The organism is Caulobacter sp. GSs2, assembly GCF_058680895.1.
In genome coordinates this window covers 288201-313727 of record NZ_CM178725.1, presented here as the reverse complement: position 1 = coordinate 313727, position 25527 = coordinate 288201, and the positions used below count along the sequence as shown (strand labels likewise).

The window sequence follows — 25527 nt, the reverse complement described above, 5'->3', positions numbered from 1 at the left end:
TTCGCGTGTCTTGGGGATAGAACTTGATGTCGAATAGCCGTCGGGCCGGATTGTTGGCCGCCGCTTGCAGCTTGGGCCTGATGGCCGGCTTTGTGTCCGCCGCCCAGGCCGAGACGCTGACCAACGCTATCGCTCTTGCGTACCAGACCAATCCCACGCTGCAGCAACAGCGCGCCAGCCAGCGCGCCACCGACGAAAGCGTCGTGCAGGCCAAGACTGCTTTCCGGCCGACGGCCAGCCTTTCGGCTGACCTGACCGGGTCGCAGAGCGATCCCAGCGGCGGTACGCGCGTCGAGACCTCGGGTAGCGGCGCGACCCTGTCGATCAGCCAGCCGCTCTATACCGGCGGCAAGGCCAGCGCCAACCTGACCGCCGCAGAAGCCGATGTGCTGGCGTCGCGCGAAGGTCTTCGCAACATTGAGCAGAATGTCCTGATCGGCGTGATCCAGGCCTATGTGGATGTCCGCCGCGATCAGGAACGCCTGCGTATCTCGCAGGAGAATGTCGAGGTGCTGGGCCGGCAGCTGGAAGAGTCCAACGCCCGCTTCGAAGTGGGCGAAATCACCCGCACCGACGTCGCCCAGTCGCAGGCGCGTCGCGCCGCGGCCCAGGCCGCGCTGAGCTCGGCCCAGGCCCAGCTTTCCATCAGCCGCGCCAGCTATGCCGCGATCGTCGGCCAGAACCCGACCGATCTGGTCGCCGAGCCCTCGCTGGCCGCCTTGCTGCCGCCGACGGTGGAGCAGGCCTTCGACGCCGCCGAAAACAACAATCCGCAAGTCGCGGCCGCCCGTTTCAATGAACGCGCTGCGGCGGCCCGCGTCGCTTCGGCCCGCGCCTCGCGCCGTCCGAACGTGTCGGCCCGCGCTTCGCTGGGCTATGACGCCAGCGAGATCAATGGTCGTGGCGACCAGTTCGCCGACTATGACCGTCAGCTGACCGGGGCCGTCACCGCGTCGATCCCGCTGTTCACGGGCGGTCTGGTTTCCTCTCAGGTCCGCGCCGCCACCGAGCGCGAAAACGCCGCTCATATCGCCGTGGAAGGCGCCAAGCGCGCCGCCCTGCAGTCGGTGTCGAACGCCTGGAGCAATCTGCTGGCCTCGCGCTCGAACCTGGTTTCGAACGAGGAACAGGTCCGCGCCGCCCGTATCGCCTTCGAAGGCGTGCGTCAGGAGCAGCAGGTCGGTCTGCGCACCACGCTGGACGTCCTCAACGCCCAGCAGGAACTGCGCTCGGCCGAGCTGGCCCTGGTCTCGGCCCGTCGTGACGAATACGTCGCCAGCGCCGCCGTGCTGCAGGCCATGGGCGCGCTCGACATCGCCGCCCTAGCGCCGGACGTGTCCCGCTATGACCCCAAGACCTCGTACAACCGCGTCAACCACGCCCTGGGCTGGGTGCCGTGGGAGCCGGTGGTGCAGGTGATCGACAAGGTCGGAGCGCCCTCCACAAAGCCGTCCTCGAAGTAAGCCTCACCGCGTCGATTTCGCCCACCTGCGATCCTTGCGCTTGCTTAAGCTGCTCAAGTCTGCACCATCGGGGGTAAGCGCCCTTTGGGTGCGCAAGGATTCGTACCTCTTTACCGACGGCCCCCGCACATGTCCGACCAGAGCTCCCAAGAACCGACAATGGAGGAGATCCTCGCCTCCATCCGGCGCATCATCTCCGAAGATGACGCACCGGCGGAGCCCGAGGCCCCGGCTCCAGCACCCGCCCCGGCGCCCGAGCCTGAGCCTGAGCCTGCGTATCAGGAGCCGGTCGAGGACGACGTGCTGGACCTGACCGATCCGATCGCGCCCGAGCCGCTCGAGAGCGTCGGTGATCTGGACGTCTATTCGCCGCCGGCGCCCGAGCCGGAACCCGCCTACACGCCGCCCGCTCCGGCGTTCAATCGCGACGAAGTGGCCGACAACCTGGTTGGCGATCACGCCGCCGGTCTGGCCGCCAGCGCGTTCGGCAGCCTGAGCTCGGCCCTGCTGATGCCCAAGGACGGCCGCACCCTGGAAGATGTGGTGCGCGAACTGCTGCGCCCGCTGCTCAAGGAATGGCTCGACCAGAACCTGCCGCGCATCGTCGAGGCCAAGGTCGAGGAAGAAGTCCACCGCATCGCGCGCGGTCGCGGCTAAAATCGGGTCGCGCCCTGGCCCTGGCCGGGCGCGAACCTCGAAATCTGAAGGGGCGGTCGCTGTGGCGGCCGCCTTTTTCCGTTCAAATTCTTCCTGAATCCAGGTCGCCCGGTTTCGCGCGGCGGCCGCAGATGGCATACCCGCACCGCCATGCTTGACAAGACCTTCGATCCCAAAGCCGTCGAACCCCGCCTGTACGCCGCCTGGGAGGCCTCCGGGGCCTTCAAGCCCAGCGAGGACCCGAACGCCGAGCCGTTCGTGATCGTCATCCCGCCACCCAACGTGACGGGCTCGCTGCATATCGGCCACGCGCTGAACAACACGCTGCAGGACGTGATGACGCGCTTCCACCGCATGCGCGGCAAGGCCGCCCTGTGGCTGCCGGGCACCGACCATGCGGGCATCGCCACCCAGATGGTGGTTGAACGCCAGCTGGCCGCCGCCGGCAATGTGGGTCGCCGCGACATGGGCCGCGAGGCCTTCGTCGAGAAGATCTGGGAATGGAAGGCCGAGAGCGGCGGCACGATCGTCAACCAGCTGCGCCGACTGGGCGCCAGCTGCGACTGGTCGCGCGAGCGCTTCACCCTGGATGAGGGCCTGTCGGCCGCCGTCCGCAAGGTGTTCGTTCAGCTCTACAAGGACAAGCTGCTCTATCGCGACAAGCGCCTGGTCAACTGGGACCCCCAGTTCCAGACCGCCATCTCCGACCTCGAGGTCGAGCAGAAGGAGGTCGACGGCGCCTACTGGCACTTCGCCTATCCGCTGGCTGACGGCGTCACCTATCAGCACCCCATCGCCTTCGACGACGAGGGCAAGGCGACCGAGTTCGAGACCCGCGACTATATCGTCGTGGCCACCACGCGCCCGGAGACCATGCTGGGCGACACCGGCGTGGCCGTTCATCCGACCGATGAGCGCTACAAGGACCTGGTGGGCAAGTTCGTGACCCTGCCGATCGTCGGTCGTCGCATCCCGATCGTCGCCGACGACTATGCCGACCCGACCAAGGGCTCGGGCGCGGTGAAGATCACCCCGGCCCATGACTTCAACGACTTCGGCGTCGGCAAGCGGGCAGGGCTGGAAGTCATCAATATCCTGACCGTCGAGGCCAAGCTGAATGACAGCGTCCCGGCCGACTATGTCGGCATGGACCGCTTCGTGGCGCGCAAGGCCATCGTCGCCCGCGCCGAGGAAGAGGGCTGGCTCAAGGAAATCGAGAAGACCAGGCACATGGTCCCGCACGGCGACCGTTCCGGCGTGGTCATCGAGCCCTTTCTGACTGACCAGTGGTATGTCGACGCCAAGACCCTGGCCCAGCCGGCCCTGAAGGCCGTCGAGAACGGCGACACCGTCTTCGAGCCCAGGCACTGGGAAAAGACCTATTTCGAATGGCTGCGCAACATCGAGCCCTGGTGCGTCTCGCGCCAGCTGTGGTGGGGCCATCGGATCCCGGCGTGGTTTGGCGAGGACGGCCACATCTTCGTCGAGGAGACGGAGGAGGAGGCCTATGCCGCCGCCATCCTGCACTATGGCGACGAAGCGCCGGTGCTGAAGCGCGACGAAGACGTCCTCGACACTTGGTTCTCCTCCGCCCTGTGGCCGTTCTCGACCCTGGGCTGGCCGGAAAAGACCGAAGACCTGGCCCGTTTCTACCCGACCAGCACCTTGGTCACCGGTTTTGACATCATCTTCTTCTGGGTCGCCCGGATGATGATGATGGGCATCCACTTCATGGGCGAAGTCCCATTCAAGCAGGTGTTCATCAACGCCCTCGTCCGTGACGAGAAGGGCGCCAAGATGAGCAAGTCCAAGGGCAATGTCCTGGACCCGCTGGTCCTCATCGACGAGCTGGGCTGCGATGCGGTGCGCTTCACCATGACCGCGATGTCGGGCCAGGCGCGCGACATCAAGCTGTCCAAGCAGCGCATCGAAGGCTATCGCAACTTCGGCACCAAGCTGTGGAACGCCTCGCGCTTTGCCCAGATGAACGAGTGCGTTCGCGTCGAGGGCTTTGATCCCGCGACCGTCCAGCAGCCGATCAACAAGTGGATCCGCGGCGAGACGGTCAAGACCGTCGCCGAGGTGACGCGCGCCCTTGAGGCGCCGTCGTTCGATGCGGCGGCCAGCGCGCTCTACAAGTTCATCTGGAACGTGTTCTGCGACTGGTATCTGGAACTGGCCAAGCCGATCCTCAACGGCGATGACGCCGCCGCCAAGGCCGAGACCCGCGCCACCGCCGCCTGGGCGCTGGACGTGATCCTCAAGCTGCTGCACCCGGTGATGCCGTTCATCACCGAGGAGCTGTGGGACAAGACCGCCGAGTTTGGCCCCAAGCGCGACGGCATGCTGATCTCGGCCCAGTGGCCGGAACTGCCGGACAGCTGGATCGACGCCGATGCCGAGGCCGAGATCGGCTGGCTGGTCGACACCGTCAGCGAGATCCGCTCGGTCCGCGCCGAGATGAACGTGCCCCCGGGCGCCAAGCCGCCGCTGACCCTGATCGGCGCCAGCGCCGAGACCAAGGCCCGCCTGGTCCGTCACCGCGACCTGCTGCTGACCCTGGCGCGCCTCGACAGCGCCCGCGAAGCCGACGCCCCGCCGACCGGCGCGGTGCCCTTCGTGCTGGGCGAAGCGACCGGCGCCCTGGCCATCGCCGAGTTCATCGACCTGGCGGCCGAGAAGGCCCGCCTGACCAAGGAAATCGCCGGCCACGCCGTCGACATCGACAAGGCCGCCAAGAAGCTGGGCAATCCCGACTTCCTGGCCCGCGCCAAGGAAGAGGCGATCACCGAAAACCGCGAACGCCTCGCCGAAGCCGAAGCGGCCAAGGCCAAGCTGGAAGCGGCGCTCTCGCGGCTCGCGGCGGTCGGGTAGGGGTCTGTCAGACAGCCGCCACGGTTCTATGAACTCGGGGCGGCTGTCAGGCCTCCGTGGCTGGACCCAGTCCGCCGGTTTGATTGATGGCCAGCGCCAGCCTGCGGTCGCCAGATAGCGGACGGTCACGACTTCCGAGAAGGGTGGAGAGCGGACCCGCCTTCAGCCATCGTACTGGCCTCAGGCGAGTGCAGGCGATGATCCATCACAATCGCGAAGTTTGGTTTCGGCGCGTATGGCTATGGAGCTCGACAGTCGTTCATTGGAAGGGAGCGGCGGTCATTCCCGCGAGCTGCTTCGCTGGGGGCGTAGCCTTCTGGATTGGTGACGCGGTAGGTCTGCTGAGGCTAGGCCCTCTGGGACTAATCTTGGCCGTGGGATGGGGCTTCGTCATGGCTGAGCGCCATATGGATCGCCCGCTCTAAGCGAACAACCGCTCAGGGTCGGAAGCAGATATTGGCACCTGCCCCGAAAGCGGACGCCCCGCGTTCCGCTCATCCTTAAATCTCTTGGAGGCTGCAGCGTGCCGGACTGGAAAGGTCTGTCCGCCGACACCGCCTCCGGCGGCCGCGTCGCGGCGACGCGGAGCGTCGTCCTTGAGAGACCTTTCCAGTCCGGCGATCGTCTCGCCGTGAGATTTAAGGATGGCTCCCTTCGGCGCGAAGGGGGGCGGGGCGCCTCTCCAATAAATCACCGTCATTCCCGCCCTTGTGGCGGGAACCCCTCTGTCCGCCGCAGGTGCGGGAGGGGCGAAGTGCGCGCGCACTTCGCTGGCGCTTCACGGTTCAGCTGAACCAGGGGTTCCCGCCACAAGGGCGGGAATGACGGGAGGTATGGGGATACGCCGCGCTGTATCCCCGTAGTTTCCGAAGCCGACCCCAACGAAATCAACGCTCTATAAAATAGTTGATCGCGCCAATCCTCGGAGCTCAAACCTCCCGCATAATCATAGCTGTCCCCGTCGCAGGGGGAGGGCGCCTGGTACCGGCCCAAAGCGGCGATGGGGATGGAGCTGAGCGGGGCCGCGACGCCCTGGAAGGCGGGTCGAGGTGTGCGGGCTGTCTCAGAAGGACGGACCAAACGCTGAGTGGCTTGTCGGCCGGGTGAACGCGGGTCGAAGAGGGCGAGGGATCGTAAACCCGCCTATCGCGTATCGTCGGCGTCGAGACGGTTAGCCGATCGACGGGATGCGCGCCCGTACGGGGGCTCTTGGGTATCAGAGCTGAAAGACGCTCGCTTGGCCCAATCCTCACGCAAGAACAGCTTCTGCGAAGCGGACAGGTCGAGCCGAAACGCAAAACACACATCACGGTCATCCGGGTTCGCCCCGGCCGCTTCGCGCCTCCCCGCCGAACTCAGCGAGTATTCGCGTGAGGCACCGCCCCATGCCTGCCAAGGGGGCTTGAGGCGCCACGGAGACGGGCGCATTCCCCAAGGGCAAGTCGCATAACTTATCATTGTTCCCTTACGTCTCGAACAGACGTTTGCATCGCGCCGCCTGCTGTGCTTTCTCGCAACCGAACGCGCTCATTGAATAAGGCGCGACCACACCGGGAGAGTAACGATGACCCAGGCCACCCCCGCTTCCATCCCGTGGCCCGCCATGTCGGTTCAGCAGGCCTACGCCATGATCACCCAGCCGGGTACGGCGGGGGAAATGGAAGAGGTCGAGATCCGCGGCGTGAAGACCCGGGTCTGGAAAAATGCTCCGCCGACCCTGCGCGACACCCTGATCATGGGCCGCACCCATGGCGAAAAGATCTTCCTGATTCATGAGGACGAGCGGGTCAGTTTCGAGGCCTTTTATCGCGCCGTCACCGTCTTTGCCGCCGAGCTGGCCGCCAAGGGCGTGCAGAAGGGCGACCGCGTCGCCATCGTCATGCGCAACCTGCCCGAATGGCCGGTGGCCTTCTACGCCGCCCTGTCGATCGGCGCGATCGTCACGCCGCTGAACGCCTGGTGGACGGGCGCCGAGCTGGAATACGGCCTGCTGGATTCCGGCGCCAAGACCCTGGTGGTCGATGTCGAGCGCTATGAGCGCCTGACCGAGCACCTGCACAATTGCCCCGAGCTGCAATGCGTCTATGTGAGCCGGTCTCCCGAGGAGATCAGCCACCCCTATGTGACGCATCTGGAGACGGTGATCGGCGGTCCCAATGACTGGGCCGGGCTGGACGAGCAGCCCCTGTCGACCGTGCCGCTGACAGCCGACGACGACGCGACCATCTTCTATACGTCCGGCACCACGGGCAAGCCCAAGGGCGCCATCGGCACCCATCGCAACGTCAACAGCAACATCTTCGCCGCCGCCGCCGCCGGGGCGCGCAGCTTCCTGCGCCGGGGCGAGGCGCCGCCCGAGCCCGATCCCGATGGCCCGCAGCGCGGCTCGCTGATCTCGGTGCCGTTCTTCCACGCCACCGGCTGTTTCGCGGTGCTGAACCCCTCGCTGTTCGGCGGCGCCAAGATCGCCATGATCCGCAAGTGGGATCCCGACAAGGCCATGCAGCTGATCGAGGACGAACGCCTGACCCAGATCGGCGGCGTGCCGACCATCGCCTGGCAGATCATCGAGCATCCCAACCGCGAAAAGTACGACCTGTCGTCGGTCGAGGCCGTGTCCTATGGCGGCGCGCCCTCGGCGCCGGAACTGGTGCGCAAGATCAAGGAAATCTGGCCCAAGGCCTCGCCGGGCAACGGCTGGGGCATGACCGAGACCTCGGCCACCGCCACCAGCAACTCGGCCGAAGACTATGAAAATCGTCCCGACAGCTGCGGCCCCGCCGTGCCCGTCACCGACCTGAAGATCATGACCGTCGAGGAGCCGCATCGCGAGCTGCCGATCGGCGAGGTGGGCGAGCTGTGGTGCCGTGGCCCGCAGGTGGTTCGCGGCTACTGGAACAAGCCCGAAGCCACCGCCCAGACCTTCATCGACGGCTGGGTGAAGACCGGCGATCTGGCCCGCCTAGACGCCGAGGGCTTCTGCTTCATCATCGACCGCGCCAAGGACATGCTGATCCGTGGCGGCGAGAACATCTACTGCATCGAGGTCGAGAACTGCCTCTACGACCATCCTGCGGTGATGGACGCGGCTCTGGTCGGCATCGAGCACAAGACCCTGGGCGAAGAGCCGGCGGCCGTGGTCACCCTCAAGCCGGGCGCCCATGCCACCGAGGCCGAGCTGCGGGCCTTTGTCGCCGAACGCCTTGCGGCCTTCAAGGTGCCGGTCAAGGTGGTGTTCTGGCACGAGACCTTGCCTCGCAACGCCAATGGCAAGATCATGAAGAACGAACTCAAGAAGGTGTTCGTCGAGGGGTAGGCCCCTCTCCGGAGGCGACCATGGTCCAGTCGAAGGCGGCGAGCGTCGATGACTTCATGTCGGAGGTCTCGCCCGACCGCCGCCCGGCGCTGGACCGCCTTCGTTCGCTGTGCCGCGAGACCTTTGGGGCCGACAGCGAGCTGATGGCGTTTGGCATGCCGGCCTATGGCGACGCCAGGGCCCCCTGGATCGCCTTCAACAGCCAGAAGCAGCATATCGCGCTCTATGCGGGGCAGGGGGCGATCGAGCGCTTCGGCGATCGCCTGGGCGCGGCCAGCTGCGGCAAGGGCTGCATTCGCTGGCGCAAGCCCGACAGGATGGACTTCGACGTCATCGCCGAGATCCTGGCCGATGTGCAGGCGCGCAAGGCGAGCGGGTGCGCTTGACGCCCCCGCTCGCCCCGTCGACCTAGAGCGAGGTCGGCGGCTTGCGATGGGCCCAGGGCTGGGCCGCCTCCAGCTGATAGGCCAGCTGGAACAGCAGCTTCTCCGCCCCGATGCGTGCGGCGAAGTGCACCCCGACGGGAAGGCCCGTCGCCGTCCAGTGCAGGGGGACGCTCATTGCCGCAGCGCCGGCGACATTGTGCACCGGCGTGTAGCCGACATAGTGCATCAGGCGGGCCTGCAGCGTATCGAACTGCACCGAGCCGCCGACGAAGCCCAGCTCGGCCGGCGGGCTGCCCAGGACGGGCGACAGGATCACGTCATACTGGGTCAGCCAGGTGTCATAGGCCTTGGCCGAGGCCTGCAGCCGGCCGACGGCGGCCTCGATGTCACCCGGCTTCAGGCCGGCGACCAGGTCGGCCATGCCCAGGGTGAAGGGCTCCAGCACCGAGGCGTCCGCCTTGCGGCCCATGGCCTTGCTGACGCCGGCTGCAAGTTCGGCCGCGCCGGTGGACCACAGGGCGGTGAAGTCCCGGCCAAACTGGGCTCCGTCCATCGGCCAGCGCGTGGGCTCGACATGATGCCCCAGGCTGGCCATCAGCTTGGCCGCGCCCTCGACGGCGGCAATGACCTCGGCGTCGGGCTTTTGGCCGGTGCCGGTCTCGAACAGCAGGCCGACCTTCAGACGCTTCTTCAGGGGTTCGGTGACCACCCCGACCGGCGCAAAGGGTGAACCCGCCGCCGTGCGCTCGCTGGCCGCGAACAGGGCCGCCGAATCGCGCACGCTGTGGCTGACGCAGTGGGCCACGGAGAGATCGACACCGCGGTCGCCTGGCCGGCCCTGGATCATCCGACCGCGCGAAGGCTTGAGACCAAACAGACCACAATTGGAGGCCGGGATACGGATTGAGCCGCCGCCGTCGCTGGAATGGGCGAAGGGCACGATCCCGGATGCGGTCGCCGCCGCGGCGCCGCCGGATGAACCGCCTGAGGAATGGTTCAGGTTCCAGGGATTGCGCGTGGGCAGAAAGCCCATCGGCTCGGTCGTCGGCAGGAAGCCATATTCCGGCGTCGTCGACTTGCCGATCACGACCAGGCCCGCCCGGTCATAGGCGTCGACAAAGGCGGTCTGCGCCTTTTCAGGCTTCGCGCCCATCGAACTGCGCGAGCCGTAGCGGGTCGGCAGGCCGATATAGGGATCCAGGTCCTTGATCAGGAAAGGCACGCCGGCGAACGGGCCGGAGAGCTGTCCCCCCTTGGCCTTGTCCATCGCGCGCTCGAAGTCGGAGGTGACGATGGCCCCGACCTTGGGCTGCAGGGCCTCGGCCTTGCGGATGGCCTCTTCGACCACCTCGGCGACGCTGACCTCCTTGCGACGGATGCGGCCGGCGATCTCGGTGGCGTCGGGCGTCCAGGCGGGCTGACTGGCGGACCTGGGCTTGGCCTCGACGGAGGGCGCGGCGGCGATCGCGGCGGAGGCGGCCAGCAGGCCGCGGCGACTGAAGTGCATGAAAATTCCTCCCAGGCGACCGGCGTCTTGGCGCGCCGGTGAACAGCGTTCAGTTGAACCTGAAGCGACCGCGACCGCAAGTCCGTGCTAGAGGCGGTCCATGACCCGTAGACGTGTAGATGTTCTGATGATGGAGCGCGGCCTGTTCGACAGCCGCGCCAAGGCCCGTGAGGCCATTGAGGCCGGACTGGTGCGCGCCGATGGCGTCGTTGTCCTCAAGCCCTCCGAGATGGTGGAAGAGCACGTGTCGATTCGCGCCTCGCTGGCCCATCCGTGGGTCGGGCGTGGCGCGCTGAAGCTGGTTCACGCCCTGGACCTGTGGCCCATTGCCGTCGAGGGCAAGGTGGCCATCGACGTCGGCGCCTCGACCGGCGGCTTCACCGAGGTGCTGCTGTCGCGCGGCGCGGCCAAGGTCTATGCGGTCGATGTCGGGCGCGAGCAGTTGCATCACAGCCTGGTCAATGACGAGCGGGTGGTCGACCTGTCCGGCACCGACGCCCGCATCCTCGACACCAGCTGGATCGAGGAAGATCCCGAGCTGATCGTCAGCGATGTCAGCTTCATCTCGATGACCAAGGCGCTTCCAGCCGCCCTGGCCCTGGCGCCCTCGGGGACCGATCTCGTCACCCTGGTGAAGCCGCAGTTCGAGGCGGGGAAAGGCCATGTCGGCAAGAACGGGCTGGTCAAGGATCCCCAGACGATCGCCCGCGTGCGCCGCGAGATCGTCGACTTTCTCGAAGAGGCGGGCTGGACCGTGATGGGCGAGGACGAAAGCCCGATCACCGGGGGCGACGGCCAGGTCGAGAGCCTGGTCTGGGCGCGCCGCCGATAGGAAACGGCCGCTCACGCGAGGCGAGCGGCCGTCTGCCGTGCAGTCAGGTCAAGCGCTGGCGAGCCTAGTCGACAACCTGGAAGCGGCCCTGGGCGTCGGGGCAGACGCGCACGAAGCGCTTCTGGACGCGACCGTCGGGCAGGTAGATGGGGCTCTCGGCCAGGGTGCAGCCATTGATGTCGGCCGAGCGCCGATCGACCCGATAGGAATAGGAATCCTGCCGATAGGCGTCGCGGTCGGCCTCCCGACGCGCGTCCTCGTAGCGAGGATCCTCATAGGGGCGGGCGTCGTAGCCATTGTCGTAGCGATTATAGGCGGTCGGCGGCGGAGGCGGCGGGGTCGCGCCCGGGGCGCAGGCCGCCGAGTTCCTGCCGATCTTGCTGCCGATCACCGCGCCCAGCAGGCCGCCCAGGACGGCGCCTTCGGTCTTGGCGCCATTGCCCGCAACGCTGCCGCCGATCGCCGCGCCCAGACCTGCGCCGGCCAGACCGCCGCCCGTGCCGCGCTGCGTCGTGCTGCGGCGGCAGGGATCGTAATAGTAGCCGTTGTTGTCATAGGCGCCGCCCCGATAGCTGGACTGGCCATAGGCCTGGGCGCTGGCGAAGGTGGGAGCGAAAGCACCGGCGGCGACGGCCGCGATGGCGGCGCACAGAGCGATCTTCATGGTCGGCGTCCTGTTGGTCATGGCGACTCTCTCAAGCTTACTGATGGCATTTTTAGGTCAGCCGATAGTACGCCCCGCCGACCCGAAGCTGCACCATGATCGCGCGAACATGAACGCTCGTTGAGCGAGGTGTTCATCTTCGTCCATGCCAAAGGACCCTTTTGAGGGTATGGACACCCGCGAAGGGGCCATCGGGCCTCCGCGTTCGTGGCCGGCATGGCTCATGGGCTTGAAAGGGCGGGATCCGTTGATGGTTCCCGCCGCGAGATTGGATACGGAATGCGTGAAGTGATCATCGACGCGGTCGGCGCCCAGGGCGACGGCATCGTCCGAGAAGGCCCGGTGTTTGTGCCCCTGACCCTGCCCGGCGAACGGGTGCGGGTGAAGATGGACGGTTCGCGCGGCGAATTGCTCGAGATCCTCGACGCCAGCCCCGACCGCGTGACGCCAACGTGCCGGCACTTTGGCGAATGTGGCGGCTGCACAAGCCAGCACTGGGCCCAGCAGCCGTATCTGGACTGGAAGTCCGAGCTGGTCCGCGTCCAGCTCTCGCACGAGGGCCTGGAGACGGAGATCCTGCCGATCTTCGCGGCTCCGCCCGCATCGCGTCGCCGCGTGGCCCTGCACGCCCGGGGCGGCAAGGGCGGCGTGCGCCTTGGCTTCAAGGAGCGGCGCTCCTGGAACCTGGTGAAGATCGAGGAGTGTCCGGTCACCGACCCGCGTCTGGTCGCCGCCTTTCCGGCCCTAGCGCGCCTGGCCCAGCCGTTCCTGGAACATCCCAAGTCAGCCCCGACCCTCCACGTCACCCTGACGGCGACAGGCCTGGACATCGACATCACCGGCGTCGAGGCCAAGAGCGGCGGCCTGTCGGCTGACGCCCGGATGGTGGCCGCCATGGCGGCCAGCGAAGGCGACTTCGCCCGTGTCACCCTGGCCGGCGAGGTCGTCTACATGGCCCGCCAGCCGCTGGTGAAGCTGGGACCCGCTGTCGTGGCCCTGTCGCCCGGCAGCTTCCTTCAGGCCGTGCCGCAGGCCGAGAAGGCCATGGTGGCCTTCGCCGTCGAGGCGGCCCAGGGCGCGACCCGGATTGCTGACCTCTATTGCGGCGCCGGCACCTTCACGTTCCGCCTGGCCGAAATCGCCGCAGTCTACGCCGCCGATTCCGCCGCCCTGGCTGTGGCCGCCCTGAAGTCCGCCATCGGCAGCGCGCCGGGCCTCAAGCCGATCACCGCCGAGGCCCGTGATCTTGTCCGTCGCCCGATGCTTACCATGGAACTGGCCAAGACCGACGTGGTCGTGATCGATCCGCCGCGCGCCGGCGCCTACGAGCAGACCGTCGAGATCGCCAACTCCAAGGTGGCCAAGGTGGTCAGCGTTTCGTGCAATCCCGCGACCTTCGCCCGGGACGCCCGCCTGCTGGTCGACGCCGGCTTCACGCTGGAAAAGGTGCTGCCGGTAGACCAGTTCGTCTGGTCGCCCCATATTGAACTGGTCGGGGTCTTCACGCGATGAGGCAGCCATGGACGATCAGGCCATCGAGCGACGTGAACGCAGCGCCTTCGCGCTAGACGCGGTCGGTCAGCGCGCCAAGGCTGCCGCCAAGGCCGCCTGGTGGGGCGCCGCCGGCGGGCTGGCCCGCGCCATCACCCAGCCGACCCGGGGCGAGGCGGCGCGACGCTTCCAGCCCGCAGGCCCGCCGGTCTCGACGGCGCGGCTGCGCCGGGTCTATCTGGAGGCGTTCGAGAAGGACGCCCGCGACGTCGCCGCAGGGCTCTACCCGGCCGTGGAAGATGCGCCGACCCGGCCGGTAAAGTCGCTGCTGGGCGCCCTCGACTTTCTGGTGGACGCCCGCGCCGTTGATCAGCGCCGTCGCCGCGGCGATGGCGTCGAGGTCAGGTCAGAAGCTGAAACCGAAGCCTATCCAAACTATTATCGCCAGAACTTTCATTACCAGTCTGGCGGCTGGTTCACCGCCGAGAGCGCGCGGCGCTACGACGCCCAGGTCGAGGCGCTGTTTGCCGGAACGGCCGGAGCCATGCGCCGGCGCGGGCTGTCCCTGCTGGCCAAACACTGGCGTGGGCTGGATCATCGCGACCTGCGCGTCGTCGATGCGGCCTGCGGGGCCGGCGCCTTCCTGCGCGACCTCAAGGCGGCCTTTCCGCGCGCCGCCCTGGCAGGTCTGGACCTGTCGCCGGCCTATCTGGCCCAGGCCCGGCGACGCGCCGGAGTCGGGGTGGTGCAGGCCAATATCGAGACCCTGCCGTTCGCCGACGGGTCGCTGGATGCCGTCAGTTGTGTCTATCTGTTCCACGAACTGCCGCCGCGTGTGCGGCCGGTCGTGGCCGCGTCCATCGCCCGCGTGCTCAAGCCCGGCGGCGTTCTGGTCTTCGTCGACTCGGTGCAGCCGACCGACGAACCCGACCTGGTCCGCCTGCTGGAAGCCTTTCCGGCCTATTTTCATGAACCCTACTATTCGACCTACGCCCAGACCGATCTGGCGGCCCTGTTCAGCGGGGCCGGCCTGCGACTGATCAGCGAAGATCGGGCTTTCCTGACCAAGGCGATGTTGTTCGAGAAAGCCTGAGGCTGGACGGACGGCCCGGGGCGCGGCACTAAGCGGCCCTGTATCGGGGGCGAGCGCGTTGGGGCAATCGATCGACGGCGGGCGTCGCTATGAGGCCCTGGACGGCCTGCGCGGCATCGCGGCGGTTGGGGTGCTGCTCTACCATCTTGGGGGCTGGACCTATCGACCCTGGCTGATGGCCCACGGCTATCTGGCCGTGGACTTCTTCTTCTGCCTCAGCGGCTTTGTCCTGGCCCACGCCTATGGCGACCGCGCCATGAGTTGGGGGAGCTTTATGCGGGCCCGCCTGATCCGGGTCTGGCCGCTGATCGCTGTCTCGATGGTCGCCGGGGCCCTGGTGATGATCGGGCATCGCGACAATATCCTGATGTGCCTGCTGATGGGGCTTCTGGTCCTGCCCAGGATCTGGGTTGGCGACGAAGACAGCTTCTCACCGCTTTTCCCTTTGAATCCGCCGGCCTGGTCGCTGTTTCTCGAGTTGCTGGCCAGCGCGCTGTGGTTCCCCGCGCGACGTCTGGCGACCCTTTGGCTGGTGCTGGTCATCGTCGTGTCGGGTGGGGTGCTGATCGGCATCGCCTATGGCATGGGCGGGGTGCAGACCGGCTGGGATCGGGCCACCTACTGGATCGGCGTCATCCGCACGATCTTCCCGTTCGCCCTGGGCTGGGCCTGCTATCGGATCCAGGCCTATGTGCGGCTGTCGGCCCCGGCCTGGCTGCTGGCCCTGGTGCTGCTGGCGGTGCTGGCCGTTCCGCCGATGGACTATACCGCGACCTACGACCTGCTCTGCGTGGCCGTGGTGTTTCCGCTGATCGTGCTGCTGGGCCATCGCGATCCCGAAGGCCGGGCCGGCGCGATCTGCCGGTTCAGCGGCGAGATCTCCTATCCGCTGTATGCGCTGCACTGGGTGCTGTGGGAACTGCTGCTGCGCGCCTTCCGCGCGGCGGGCGGCAAGGGTTATCCCGGCGTCTTTCTGGCGGTCGCGGTCGTCTTGATCATCGCCGGCGCCTGGGGTGTTCTGAAGGTCTATGACCTTCCCGTGCGCCGCTGGCTGAAGGCCCGCTGGGCCAGGGCCTGAAATTTGTCACCCGCCCGGTGTCGGCGCGCGGCATGCTCGTCCGTCCTGGGACCAGACGAGGAAGCACCGTCCATGCTCTACGCCATCCTTTGCTATCACGACGAAGACACGGTCTGCGCCTGGTCGCAGGAGCACAATGACAAGGTCATGGCCGACCTCGGTGTCGTCGAGGAGAAGCTGGCCAGGGCCGGTCGCCTGGGTCCCGTGGCGCGCCTGATGCCGACCACGGCGGCCACCACGCTTCGCAAGGACCGCGAGCCGCCGATCGTGCTGGACGGCCCGTTCGCCGAGACCAAGGAGCAGTTGCTGGGCTTTTTCGTCATCGAGTGCGCCGATCTGGACGAGGCCGTCGAAACGGCCAAGGACCTGGGCCGCGCCAATCCCGGCGGGGCCTATGAAATCCGTCCGATGGCCCTGCTGCGCCCCGGATCGCTGCCCGCATGACCGACCCTGCCTGGATCGACGCGACGCTGGCCGCCGCCCGTCCCCAGGCGACGGCGGCCCTGCTGCGCTATTTCCGTGACCTGGACGCCGCGCAGGAGGCCTTTCAGGACGCCTGCCTGCGCGCCCTGCAGAACTGGCCAAAGAACGGCCCGCCGCGTGATCCGACCGCCTGGCTGATCCTGGTCGGCCGCAACGCCGCCATCGACGCCAGTCGCAAGACCAGCCGCCAGCAGCCCCTGCCGCCGGAAGAATTGCTGTCCGACCTGGAGGACGCCGAAGCCGCGCTGGTCGAGCGGCTGGACGGCTCGCACTATCGCGACGACGTCCTGCGCCTGCTGTTCATCTGCTGCCATCCGGATCTCCCGGCCACCCAGCAGATCGCCCTGGCCCTGCGGGTGATCTCGGGCCTGTCGGTCAAGCAGATCGCCAGGGCCTTCCTGGTCAGCGAGGCGGCCATGGAACAGCGGATCACCCGCGCCAAGGCGCGCGTGGCCGGCGGCGACGCGCCGTTCGAGACGCCGGGGCCGATCGAGCGCGCCGAGCGTCTCGCGGCCGTTGCGGCCATGATCTATCTCGTCTTCAACGAAGGCTATTCGGCCAGCGGCGCGGCCGCGGAGGCGAAGGGGCCGCTGTGCGACGAGGCGATCCGCTTGGCGCGCCTGCTGTTGCGGCTGTTCTCGTCCGAGCCAGAGATCATGGGCCTGACGGCTCTGATGTTACTACAGCACGCGCGCTCGGCGGCGCGGTTCGACGCCAGCGGCGCGGCCATCCTGCTGGAGGATCAGGACCGCTCGCTCTGGCACAGGCGGATGATCGATGAGGGTCTGGCCCTGATCGACAAGGCCATGTGGCGGCGGCGGCCGGGCCCTTATCAGGTGCAGGCTGCCATAGCGGCCCTACATGCCCGGGCAGCGCGGCCGGAAGACACGGACTGGGTCGAGATCGACCAGCTCTATGCGACGCTGGAACTCATGCAGCCGTCGCCTGTCGTGACGCTGAACCGTTCGGTCGCTGTGGCCAAGGTCCAGGGACCGGAGGCGGCGCTGGCGATGATCGAACCGCTGGAGCCGCGTCTGGGCGGCTACTTCCACTTCCACGGCGCGCGGGGCGCCTTTCTGCTGCAGACGGGGCGGGCGGAGGAGGCGAGGACTGCCTTCGACCGCGCGATCGCCCTGGCCGGCACCGCCGCCGAGGCGGCCCATATCCGCCAGCATCTGGATCGGCTGGCGCGCGAGTCCGTGCGCTGAATTCCGAGCTTTATCGAGCGACTGCTGGCGGATCCTGAATCTAGTTCATCAGACTTTTCGCCAACTGATCGAGAAGCCGCCGCCACCCTGCCTCGCGCATCTTCGGACCGTCGGCGCCTTCGAAAAACGCCCCCTGGTGTGTGCAGGTAAGCGCTGTTCCATCCCTTGTCGGCGACAGGGTGATGGTGACCAGAGAAGCCGAGATACGCTGGTCGCCCAGGCTCAGGGTCGAGGCGCTGACGATCCGGTTCCCTGGCTGGATATCCAGATAGGCCCCGTCGCTCGCAAGGACTACGCCTTCGAACGGGCCACCCGGTTTGAAGCGATAGCGGGCGGTTTCCGCACCTCCAATCTGGAAGTCCATCTCGAACGTCTCGACATCGTGGCTTGGGCTTTCGGCGAACCAAGATCTCTTGGACGAGGCTTTGGCGAAGGCGGCGAACACCCGCTCTGGCTTCGCCGGATAGACGCGTTCGAGAACGAAGGTGGCGTGAACGACCGTAGGATCGGCTATGGGGCCGCTCCGAACTAGCAAAGTGATGACTTCGCCAATGCGCCGGATCGGCTCCTCGTCACGGCCCAGCGGACGCATCAAAACAAGCTCATCTGGTCGCCGGCCTTGGCTGGGACCCTGAACGCACCGACATCCATGCGCTGCACCGGCGCATCCAGCCCGAACCGTCGCCGGGCGACATCAAACCGCTGGCTCATCACCTCGGCCACCGGGCCTTCTCCGGTCATGCGCGTGCCCCATTCGGAAGCATAGGCCGCGCCGCCGCGCATTTGGCGCACCAGCGACATCACCCGCTTGGCGCGGTCGGGGTGATCGGTGGCCAGCCACTGCTGGAACAGGTCGTTGATCTCCAGCGGCAGACGCAGGGCGACATAGCCGGCCGAGGTCGCTCCGGCCTCGGCGGCGCGCTGCAGGATCGCCTCCATTTCGTGGTCGTTCAGCGAGGGAATCGAGGGCGCGAACATCACGGTCACCGGCACGCCGGCGGCGGCCAACTGACGAACAGCGTCAATGCGACGCTCGGGCGTAGCGGCGCGCGGCTCCATGCTGCGAGCCAGCCTGCGGTCCAGCGTGGTGACCGACACCGCCGCCCGCACCAGGCCCGCCTTGGCCATGGCCCCCAGGATGTCGAGGTCGCGGGTGATCAGGGCCGACTTGGTGATGATCGTGAAGGGGTGGTTGAACCGCGCCAGGGTTTCGATCACCGCGCGGGTGACCCGCAGGGTCTTTTCCTGCGGCTGATAGGGGTCGGTGTCGCCGCCGATATGGATGACCTGAGGCTTGTAGCTGGGCTTGGACAGCTCGCGCTCCAGCAGCTTTCCGGCCTCCGGCTTGAAGAACAGCTTGGATTCGAAGTCCAGGCCCGGCGACAGACCCAGATAGGCGTGGGCCGGTCGGGCGTAGCAGTAGATGCAGCCGTGCTCGCAGCCCCGATACGGATTGATCGAGCGATTGAAGCTGATGTCGGGGCTGTCGTTCTTGGCGATGATGGTCTTGGACTTCATCGGCTGGATGGAGGTGGTCAGCGGCCGCGCCGCCTCGTCCTCCTCGGTCCAGCCATCCTCGAAGGCCTCGGAGCGAAAACTCTCGAACCGGCTGGTCTCGTTCGACCGCGCGCCGCGGCCTCGAAGGTCAACGCGGTTCATGTGAGCTGGGGCGGGCATGGGCTGACCCTAGCTTTGAATTGAGAACATAACAAGAACCAGACTTGACCAAAGGGCCTGACGCCGTGAAGCAGGAGGCATGATCACCGTCGTCATCCCCACCCACGACAGCGCCCACCTGATCGGGCCGTGTCTCACCAGCCTTGTGACAGCGGCGGTCGACGGTCTGGTCCGCGAGGTGGTGCTGGCCGATAGCGGCTCCACCGACGACACCCTGGATATCGCCGAGGACTGCGGCGCGCGGATCGTGGCCGCCGGCGACGATGTCGGGGCGCGCCTGGCGGCGGCCTGTAAGCGGCCGCGCGGCGACTGGCTGATGCTGCTTGAACCGGATGCGATCCTGCCGGAAGGCTGGCGCGCGGTGGCGGAAAAGCAGATCAATGCCGGCTGGGACAAGGCGGCCAGCCTGCCGCGTCCGGGCCTGCCGTGGTTTCGCCGGCCATTCACGAAGCCGCAGGGCCTCTTGCTCTCGGCGCGACGCTACGAAGCCAGTGGCGGTTTTCGCGCCGGCGATACGGGCTTTGCCAGACTGATCGGCGCGGTTGGCGCTAAGCGAATCGTCTGGTGACCTAGAGCAAAGGTCGCCATATTTGAGTCATGTCGTTTGCTCTAGATTCTTGTTTTGACGCGTTATTTCGGCGGCGAACCGGTATTCACTTCGCCGAATAACGCTCTAGAGGTCCAGACGGAAGTCGATCTCGCGCGCGCCCAGAGCCACGGCGTCGAGCGTGCGGGTCTCGGCGCCCATCAGCCGGCGATAGGTCCAGTACGAGGCCACGACCTTCTCGACATAGTTGCGCGTCTCAACAGCCGGCAGGCTTTCGATTAGCAGCAGGCTGTCACAGTCGGCGCCCAGCTGGGCCTGGGTCTTGAGCAGGGTGCCGGGGCCACCGTTATAAGCCGCCACGGCGCGCAGCATGTCATTGCTCTGCAGGCCGCGATCCATCAGCCAGGTGAAATAGTCCTGCCCGACCCGCAGGTTGAAGGCCGGATCCAGCAGGGGCGTGTTGTCGGCCAGCAGCTTGTCGTCGCCGGCGGCGCGGGCGGCGGCGATCGGCATCAGCTGCATCAGGCCCACCGCGCCGGCGCCCGAGACCGCCGAGGGGTCAAAGCGGCTCTCCTGGCGCACCAGGGCGTAGACCATGGCCTTGTGGATGGTGAAGCCGCCCTTGGGCTCCAGCGGGGGCAGGGGATAGTCATCCGAGCCGAGGCGGGCGACGGGGCGACCTGCATTCAGCGGGGCGCGAGCGTTCAGGGCCAGGGTCAGGCTCATCCAGTCGCCGCGCGCCTTCTCGGTCTGGGCCAGCGAGAGGCCTGCGCGCAATTCCTGGCCGGCCTCGACCCAGCGCCCGATCTGGGCCAGGGCAGCAGCGCGACGGGCGCGGTCGTCGGCGCTCAGCAGGCGGTTCAGCGAGGTGATGTCCGGGCCGTCATAGCTGAAGCGGCTGATCAGGGCGGCGATCGGATCGTCGGGATCATTGGGCAGCGCCACCCCGGCCAGGGTCAGCTGGCGGGCGGCGATCATGCCGTAAAAGGTGTTGGGCGAGCGGGCGGCCTCGATCAGCGCCTCGCGGGCGTCAGCGCTGCGTCCGGCCGCGCTGGCGGCGCGGGCAGCCCAGAAGGCTCCCGCGGCGCGCAGCCAGTCGTCCTGGCTTTCGTCGCGGGCCACCTGATCGAAATAGTCCTGGGCCTGGGCGTGCTGCCCAAGTCGGTAGGAGGCCAGACCCGCGATCCAGCGTTCGCCGCTGATCTGGGCCAGGGTCAGGGCCCTGGCGATGTCGCCGGAATAATAAGCCTCGCGCGCGCCGCGCGCCTTGTCGGCCGGCGGCGGCCCTTTCTCGGTCGCGACAAACAGGGCCGGCGGGCGCGGGGCGGGGCCCTTGGCCGGCTTGCGCTTGACGGCCAGCGTATAGACCTTGTCGGCCCCCGCCTCTTCGCCATAGGCCTTCAGCCAGCCGGTCAGGTCTTCGTATTCGGCGGTATAGGCGCGGGGGTGCATGACCTTGGCATAGGCCAGGCGGCCAGCCAGGCTTTTGTCGCGGGCGTTGGCGAAGGCCGCCTCGGCGGCGTCGAAATCACCGCGTTCGGAGGCCGAGAACGCAGCGCGATAATAGCGGACGTCGTCCTTGGTGAGCGGCTCGAGGCTGGATGCGTGCACGCCGACAGCGGCGCCCAGACACAGGACAAGGGCCGAGAGCACGGCCAGAGGTCGAGCAATGAGCTGCAATGCGTATCGCGCTTCCCGAAGGCGGCGCGTCCCCGTTCCGACTGGTCGGCCAGAGTCCTAGTGGGGACGCTCCGGGCGATCAAGTCTTTCGGTCAGGGTCAGCAGATCCTGCCAGGCTTTCTTCTTGGCTGCCGGCTGTCTGAGCAGGAAGGCCGGATGCAGGGTCGGCAGAGCCGGCAGCTCCCTTTCGCCGTCCGACGAGGTCCATTCGAACCAGCGGCCCCGCAGCGACAGAATGCCTTCGTCGCGCTTGAGCAGGGCCTTGGCCGAGGCTCCGCCGATCAGCAGCAGCATCCTGGGGTTCACCAGGGCGATGGCGCGTTCGAGGAACGGCGCGCAGACGGCCTGTTCCTGGGGGGTAGGAGTTCGGTTGCCCGGCGGTCGCCAGAAGACCGTGTTGGTGATGAAAACGCGGTCGGTCAGGCCTGAGGCCTTCAGCATCCGATCAAGAAGTTGCCCGGCGCGACCGACAAACGGCTGACCTTGTGCGTCCTCGTCGGCGCCGGGGCACTCGCCGATGATCATCAGCGGCGCGTCGCCCGGACCGCGCGAAACCACGGCCTGTCTGGCGCCCTGGGTTTTCAGCGAGCATCCGTCAAAGGCGGCGATGGCGGCGGCCAAGGCTTCCAGGTCGTGGCAGGCGGCCGCCGCCGCACGGGCCTGGGCGATCGCCGTCGAAACATCGGGCGAGGCGTTGGAAACCAGTATTGGACGCGCTGCGGCCACGACGGCGGCCGGCTGGCTCTTGGCGCGCAGCAGGGCCGCACCTTCGGCCAGACGGTCGATCGGCGCATCCGAATAGGTGGCGTCGACCCCCGCATCCGCCCAGAAGGCGAGCAGGCTTTCGACGGCGCGTGGATCGACGGCGAGGCTCATGCTGATACCCATAGCGTGATCTTTGTCCGCTCTCCACGCTGCGCCGCAACAAAAGTCAGCGCTTTATCCTTGACCGCCACTGCGTCACGTTCGGATAAGGTCAGATTCAAACAGTCATAAGACGGGCGCCATCCAAGCAAGCGATGGCCCCGGGGCGGGAGATCCCATGAGCGAAGTCCTCGAACGCGAGTCGATGGAATACGACGTCGTCATCGTCGGCGGCGGCCCCGCCGGCTTGTCGGCCGCCATTCGCCTCAAGCAGTTGGCCGCCAAGGCTGGAACCGAGATTTCGGTCGCCTTGCTGGAAAAGGGCTCCGAGGTCGGCGCGCACATCCTTTCCGGTGCGGTGATCGACCCCAAGGCCCTCAACGAGCTCTTCCCCAACTGGAAGGAAGAGGGCGCGCCGCTCGAGACGCCGGTCACCAAGGACCGCTTTCTGATCCTGGGTCCGCAGGGCGAGCTGTCTCTGCCGATGTTCGCCCTGCCGCCGTTCATGCACAACCACGGCTGCTATATCGCTTCGCTGGGCAATCTGACGCGCTGGCTGGCCGGCAAGGCCGAGGAGCTGGGCGTCGAGATCTATCCCGGCTTCGCCGCCTCCGACATGGTCTGGAACGACGACGGCTCGCTGAAGGGCGTCGTGGTCGGCGTGGTCGGCATCGCCAAGGACGGCGAACACAAGCCCGATTACCAGCCCGGCATGGAACTGCACGGCAAGTACGTGTTCATCGCCGAGGGCGTGCGGGGCTCGCTGGCCAAGCAACTGATCGCCAAGTTCGACCTGCAGGCCGGCAAGTCGCCGCAGAAGTACGGCATCGGCATCAAGGAACTGTGGCAGGTGCCGCCCGAGAAGCACCAGCCGGGCCTGGCCGAGCACACCACCGGCTGGCCGCTGGACGACAAGACCGGCGGCGGCAGCTTCATGTACCACTTCGGCGATAACTACGTGTCGATCGGCTATGTGGTGCACCTGAACTACAAGAACCCGTGGCTGTCGCCGTTCGACGAGTTCCAGCGCTTCAAGCACCACCCGACCGTCAAGCCGCACCTGGAAGGCGGTCGCCGCATCTCCTACGGCGCGCGGGCCATCACCGAGGGCGGCTATCAGTCGATCCCCAAGCTGACCTTCCCGGGCGGGGCGCTGATCGGCTGCTCGGCCGGCTTCGTCAACGTGCCCCGCATCAAGGGCAGCCATAACGCCATGAAGACCGGCATGCTGGCCGCCGAACAGGCCTTCAAGGCCCTGGCCGCCGGCCGCGCCAGCGACGAGCTGGTCGAGTACCAGACGGCGTTTGAGAAGAGCTGGGTCGCCAAGGAGCTGAAGGTCGTCCGCAACGCCAAGCCGCTGCTGGGCAAGCTGGGCACCTTCTTCGGCGGCGCCGCCGGCATGTTCGACATGTGGTGCACCCACCTGACGGGCGGCTTCTCGTTCTTCGGCACGATGAAGCATGACAAGACCGACGCCGCCTCGACCGAGTTGGCCAAGGATCACAAGCCGATCGTCTATCCCAAGCCCGACGGCGTGATCAGCTTCGACAAGCTGTCTTCGGTGTTCCTGTCAGCCACCAACCACGAGGAAGACCAGCCGGCTCACCTGACGCTGAAGGATCCGTCGATCCCGATCTCGGTCAACCTGCCCAAATATGGCGAACCGGCGCGGCTCTACTGCCCGGCCGGCGTCTATGAGGTGCTGTACAACGAGCAGGGGACGGATCCCCGCTTCCAGATCAACGCCCAGAACTGCGTCCACTGCAAAACCTGCGACATCAAGGATCCATCGCAGAACATCGTCTGGACCACGCCCGAAGGCGGCGGCGGCCCCAACTATCCGAACATGTGACGACAAGGACCTCCTGATCGAACCGATCGGGAGGCCTTTTTGTTGGCGTGCTCTGGGCCCACCAAGCGTTTTTGCCGCGCGCCCCGGACTTGCGGCGCGCGTCGAAACCCAACAGGGTGCCAGCATGCGTTTCAAAGTCCTCCTCGCCGCCGCGTCCCTGCTCACCCTGACGGCCTGTGCTTCGACCCCGGATGTCGCCCTGCGCGGTCCTGTATCGGCCGGCTACTCCTTGTTCGACGTGCGCAGTTCCTATGGCCAGTTCCTGGCTGGACAGGCGGCGCTGCGCGACGGCCGCACGCGCGAAGCGGCCGACTATTTCGGCGTTGCGGGCGTGCTGGCTGATGATCCCGCCATGATCAGCGAGCGGACCTTCACCGCCCTGCTGCTCTCGGGCGAGGTGACCCGCGCCGCGCAAATCGCGCCTCGCGGCGAGGATGCGGGCGAGGCGATCAAGCGGCTGGGGACGCTGACCCGGATCGTGGAACTGCTGGCCTCCGGCAAGGGCAAGGACGCCCAGGCCCTTCTGAAGGCCGAGCCGATCGCCTTCCCGCACCGCCCGGCCGCCGCCCTGCTGGGGCCCTGGATTGCCGCCGCCGCAGGAGACGCCGAGGGCGCGACGGTCCAGCCCAGCCTGCAGAACGACCGGCTGGTGCAGTATTTTGGTCAGTTGGGCCAGGCGCGCCTGTTCGAACGCGCCCGGCGCTATGACGAGGCCGAGACCGACTACAAGGCGCTGACCGCGTCATCGAATACTGCCGGCATTTTCATGCTCGACTACGGCGCGTTCCTCGAGCGTCGCAAACGCCACGCTGACGCGATCGCGCTCTACGACCAGGCCCTGGCCGCCGATCCGTCGGACGCTGGATTGCAGGCTGCCCGCGCGCGCGCCGTGGCCAAGAGCCCAGCGCCGCCGATGCCGTCGATCCGGCAGGGCGCAGCCCAGAACCTGGTGGCGTGCGCCGCCAACTTCGCCGGCGAGCGCCAGAGCCAGTTCGCTCTGGCCTATCTGCGTCTGGCCCTGCGGCTGGATCCCGAACGGGAGGAGGCCTGGATGCTGGTTGGCGACCTGCTGAACCAGGCCGACGATCATCGCGGGGCCATCGCCGCCTTTGGCCATGTTCCAGCAAGCTCGCCCCAGTATGCGACGGCCCAGGGCAAGCTGGCCTGGACCTATCAGCAGAGCGGCGACAAGACCCGCGCGCTCGAAATCGCCCGCCAGTCGATGGTCACCGCGCCCGGCGACCGCGACGCCCAGATCGCCCTGGCCGACCTGCTGCGCGCCAACGAGCACTGGGACGAGTCGGTCAAGGTTCTGGACTCCTTGATCGCCCGCGAAGCCGAACGGCCCGATTGGCGCGTGCTGTATCTTCGGGGCATCTCCCTGGAGCGCGCGGGTCGCTGGGCCGAGGCCCAGAATGACCTGGGCGCGGCGCTGAAGCTCAATCCGGACGAGCCGGAGCTGCTGAATTTCCTCGGCTATTCCTGGATCGACCGCAACGAGCGTCTGCCCGAGGCCCTGGCCATGGTCCAGAAGGCCGTCGACGCCCGTCCGCAGTCGGGCGCCATGCTCGATTCGCTGGGCTGGGGCTATTACCGGCTGGGCAACTACAAGGTCGCCGTCGAGAAGTTGGAGCAGGCCGTCGAGATGGAACCGGGCGATCCGGACGTCAACGGTCATCTGGGCGACGCTTACTGGCGCGCGGGCCGGCATATCGAAGCCGAGTTCCAGTGGCGTCGGGTGCTGAGCCTGGAGCCGGACGCCAAGCAGAAGGCTGACGCCGAAGCCAAGCTGAAGGACGGCCTGGGCGAGGTCGGACCTGCGGCGTCATCGACCATCGCCGGCAACTGAGCTATC

20 protein-coding genes and 1 pseudogene are annotated in these 25527 nt (G+C 67.2%); 15 read left to right on the top strand and 6 right to left on the bottom strand.

What is annotated here, in order from left to right:
* The first annotated feature begins 26 nt into the window (after positions 1-26).
* From ACW17Z_RS01470 to ACW17Z_RS01445, 6 genes and pseudogenes are all read left to right on the top strand, one after another.
* A complete protein-coding gene (locus ACW17Z_RS01470; RefSeq protein ID WP_492057315.1) occupies positions 27-1463 on the top strand; it encodes a TolC family outer membrane protein in 1437 nt (478 codons plus the stop codon).
* A 129-nt stretch (positions 1464-1592) separates the two neighbouring features.
* Entirely contained in the window at positions 1593-2120 is a 528-nt protein-coding gene (gene popZ / locus ACW17Z_RS01465; protein ID WP_419316946.1) for a pole-organizing protein PopZ, read from the top strand.
* Between the two features lie 150 nt (positions 2121-2270).
* A complete protein-coding gene (locus ACW17Z_RS01460) occupies positions 2271-4994 on the top strand; it encodes a valine--tRNA ligase (RefSeq protein WP_492057314.1) in 2724 nt (907 codons plus the stop codon).
* A 675-nt stretch (positions 4995-5669) separates the two neighbouring features.
* A pseudogene (locus ACW17Z_RS01455) lies at positions 5670-5827 on the top strand (hypothetical protein); the annotation flags it as partial.
* A gap of 731 nt (positions 5828-6558) precedes the next feature.
* A complete protein-coding gene (locus ACW17Z_RS01450) occupies positions 6559-8310 on the top strand; it encodes a class I adenylate-forming enzyme family protein (protein ID WP_419316943.1) in 1752 nt (583 codons plus the stop codon).
* Between the two features lie 20 nt (positions 8311-8330).
* Complete coding sequence (locus ACW17Z_RS01445) at positions 8331-8696, top strand: iron chaperone (RefSeq protein ID WP_492057313.1); 366 nt, start codon at positions 8331-8333, stop codon at positions 8694-8696.
* A 22-nt stretch (positions 8697-8718) separates the two neighbouring features.
* On the opposite strand, the gene ACW17Z_RS01440 is transcribed toward ACW17Z_RS01445, so the two are convergent.
* A complete protein-coding gene (locus ACW17Z_RS01440) occupies positions 8719-10203 on the bottom strand; it encodes an amidase (RefSeq protein ID WP_492057312.1) in 1485 nt (494 codons plus the stop codon).
* A gap of 100 nt (positions 10204-10303) precedes the next feature.
* On the opposite strand from ACW17Z_RS01440, the gene ACW17Z_RS01435 reads away from it, so the two are divergent.
* On the top strand, positions 10304-11035 hold the full coding sequence (locus ACW17Z_RS01435; RefSeq protein ID WP_492057311.1) for a TlyA family RNA methyltransferase: 732 nt from the start codon (positions 10304-10306) through the stop codon (positions 11033-11035).
* 64 nt (positions 11036-11099) lie between these two features.
* On the opposite strand, the gene ACW17Z_RS01430 is transcribed toward ACW17Z_RS01435, so the two are convergent.
* Positions 11100-11720, bottom strand: a complete 621-nt coding sequence (locus ACW17Z_RS01430; protein WP_492057310.1) for a hypothetical protein — start codon at positions 11718-11720, stop codon at positions 11100-11102.
* Positions 11721-11978: 258 nt separating this feature from the next.
* Here ACW17Z_RS01430 and ACW17Z_RS01425 point away from each other — a divergent pair, with 258 nt between their 5' ends.
* The 5 genes from ACW17Z_RS01425 to ACW17Z_RS01405 all read left to right on the top strand — a co-directional run bounded on the left by ACW17Z_RS01425 (position 11979) and on the right by ACW17Z_RS01405 (position 17052).
* Positions 11979-13211 carry a class I SAM-dependent RNA methyltransferase gene (locus ACW17Z_RS01425; RefSeq protein WP_492057309.1) on the top strand — a complete coding sequence of 411 codons (1233 nt, stop codon included), beginning with the start codon at positions 11979-11981 and terminating at the stop codon, positions 13209-13211.
* A 7-nt stretch (positions 13212-13218) separates the two neighbouring features.
* Positions 13219-14283, top strand: a complete 1065-nt coding sequence (locus tag ACW17Z_RS01420; protein WP_492057308.1) for a class I SAM-dependent methyltransferase — start codon at positions 13219-13221, stop codon at positions 14281-14283.
* Positions 14284-14341: 58 nt separating this feature from the next.
* Complete coding sequence (locus tag ACW17Z_RS01415) at positions 14342-15361, top strand: acyltransferase family protein (protein ID WP_492057307.1); 1020 nt, start codon at positions 14342-14344, stop codon at positions 15359-15361.
* A 72-nt stretch (positions 15362-15433) separates the two neighbouring features.
* Positions 15434-15805, top strand: a complete 372-nt coding sequence (locus tag ACW17Z_RS01410) for a YciI family protein (protein ID WP_419316933.1) — start codon at positions 15434-15436, stop codon at positions 15803-15805.
* A complete protein-coding gene (locus ACW17Z_RS01405; RefSeq protein ID WP_492057306.1) occupies positions 15802-17052 on the top strand; it encodes an RNA polymerase sigma factor in 1251 nt (416 codons plus the stop codon). The genes ACW17Z_RS01410 and ACW17Z_RS01405 overlap by 4 nt, the downstream gene beginning before the upstream one ends.
* Positions 17053-17092: 40 nt before the next feature.
* Here ACW17Z_RS01405 and ACW17Z_RS01400 read toward each other — a convergent pair whose 3' ends face one another.
* Together ACW17Z_RS01400 and ACW17Z_RS01395 are read right to left on the bottom strand one after the other, a co-directional pair.
* On the bottom strand, positions 17093-17644 hold the full coding sequence (locus ACW17Z_RS01400) for an SRPBCC family protein (RefSeq protein WP_492057305.1): 552 nt from the start codon (positions 17642-17644) through the stop codon (positions 17093-17095).
* Positions 17644-18729: a PA0069 family radical SAM protein gene (locus tag ACW17Z_RS01395; protein WP_492057304.1), complete on the bottom strand. Its 1086-nt coding sequence runs from the start codon at positions 18727-18729 to the stop codon at positions 17644-17646. The genes ACW17Z_RS01400 and ACW17Z_RS01395 overlap by 1 nt, the downstream gene beginning before the upstream one ends.
* A 79-nt stretch (positions 18730-18808) precedes the next feature.
* Here ACW17Z_RS01395 and ACW17Z_RS01390 point away from each other — a divergent pair, with 79 nt between their 5' ends.
* Positions 18809-19297, top strand: coding sequence for a glycosyltransferase (locus ACW17Z_RS01390; protein ID WP_492057303.1), 489 nt, complete (start codon positions 18809-18811; stop codon positions 19295-19297).
* A gap of 105 nt (positions 19298-19402) precedes the next feature.
* Here the strand turns inward: ACW17Z_RS01390 and ACW17Z_RS01385 are convergent, their stop codons facing one another.
* Positions 19403-20956, bottom strand: coding sequence for a lytic transglycosylase domain-containing protein (locus ACW17Z_RS01385; RefSeq protein ID WP_492057302.1), 1554 nt, complete (start codon positions 20954-20956; stop codon positions 19403-19405).
* A gap of 57 nt (positions 20957-21013) precedes the next feature.
* Entirely contained in the window at positions 21014-21832 is an 819-nt protein-coding gene (locus ACW17Z_RS01380; protein WP_492057301.1) for a uracil-DNA glycosylase, read from the bottom strand.
* A 166-nt stretch (positions 21833-21998) separates the two neighbouring features.
* Here ACW17Z_RS01380 and ACW17Z_RS01375 point away from each other — a divergent pair, with 166 nt between their 5' ends.
* Positions 21999-23672: an electron transfer flavoprotein-ubiquinone oxidoreductase gene (locus ACW17Z_RS01375; protein ID WP_419316926.1), complete on the top strand. Its 1674-nt coding sequence runs from the start codon at positions 21999-22001 to the stop codon at positions 23670-23672.
* A 124-nt stretch (positions 23673-23796) separates the two neighbouring features.
* Complete coding sequence (locus tag ACW17Z_RS01370) at positions 23797-25521, top strand: tetratricopeptide repeat protein (RefSeq protein WP_492057300.1); 1725 nt, start codon at positions 23797-23799, stop codon at positions 25519-25521.
* Positions 25522-25527: the final 6 nt, after the last annotated feature.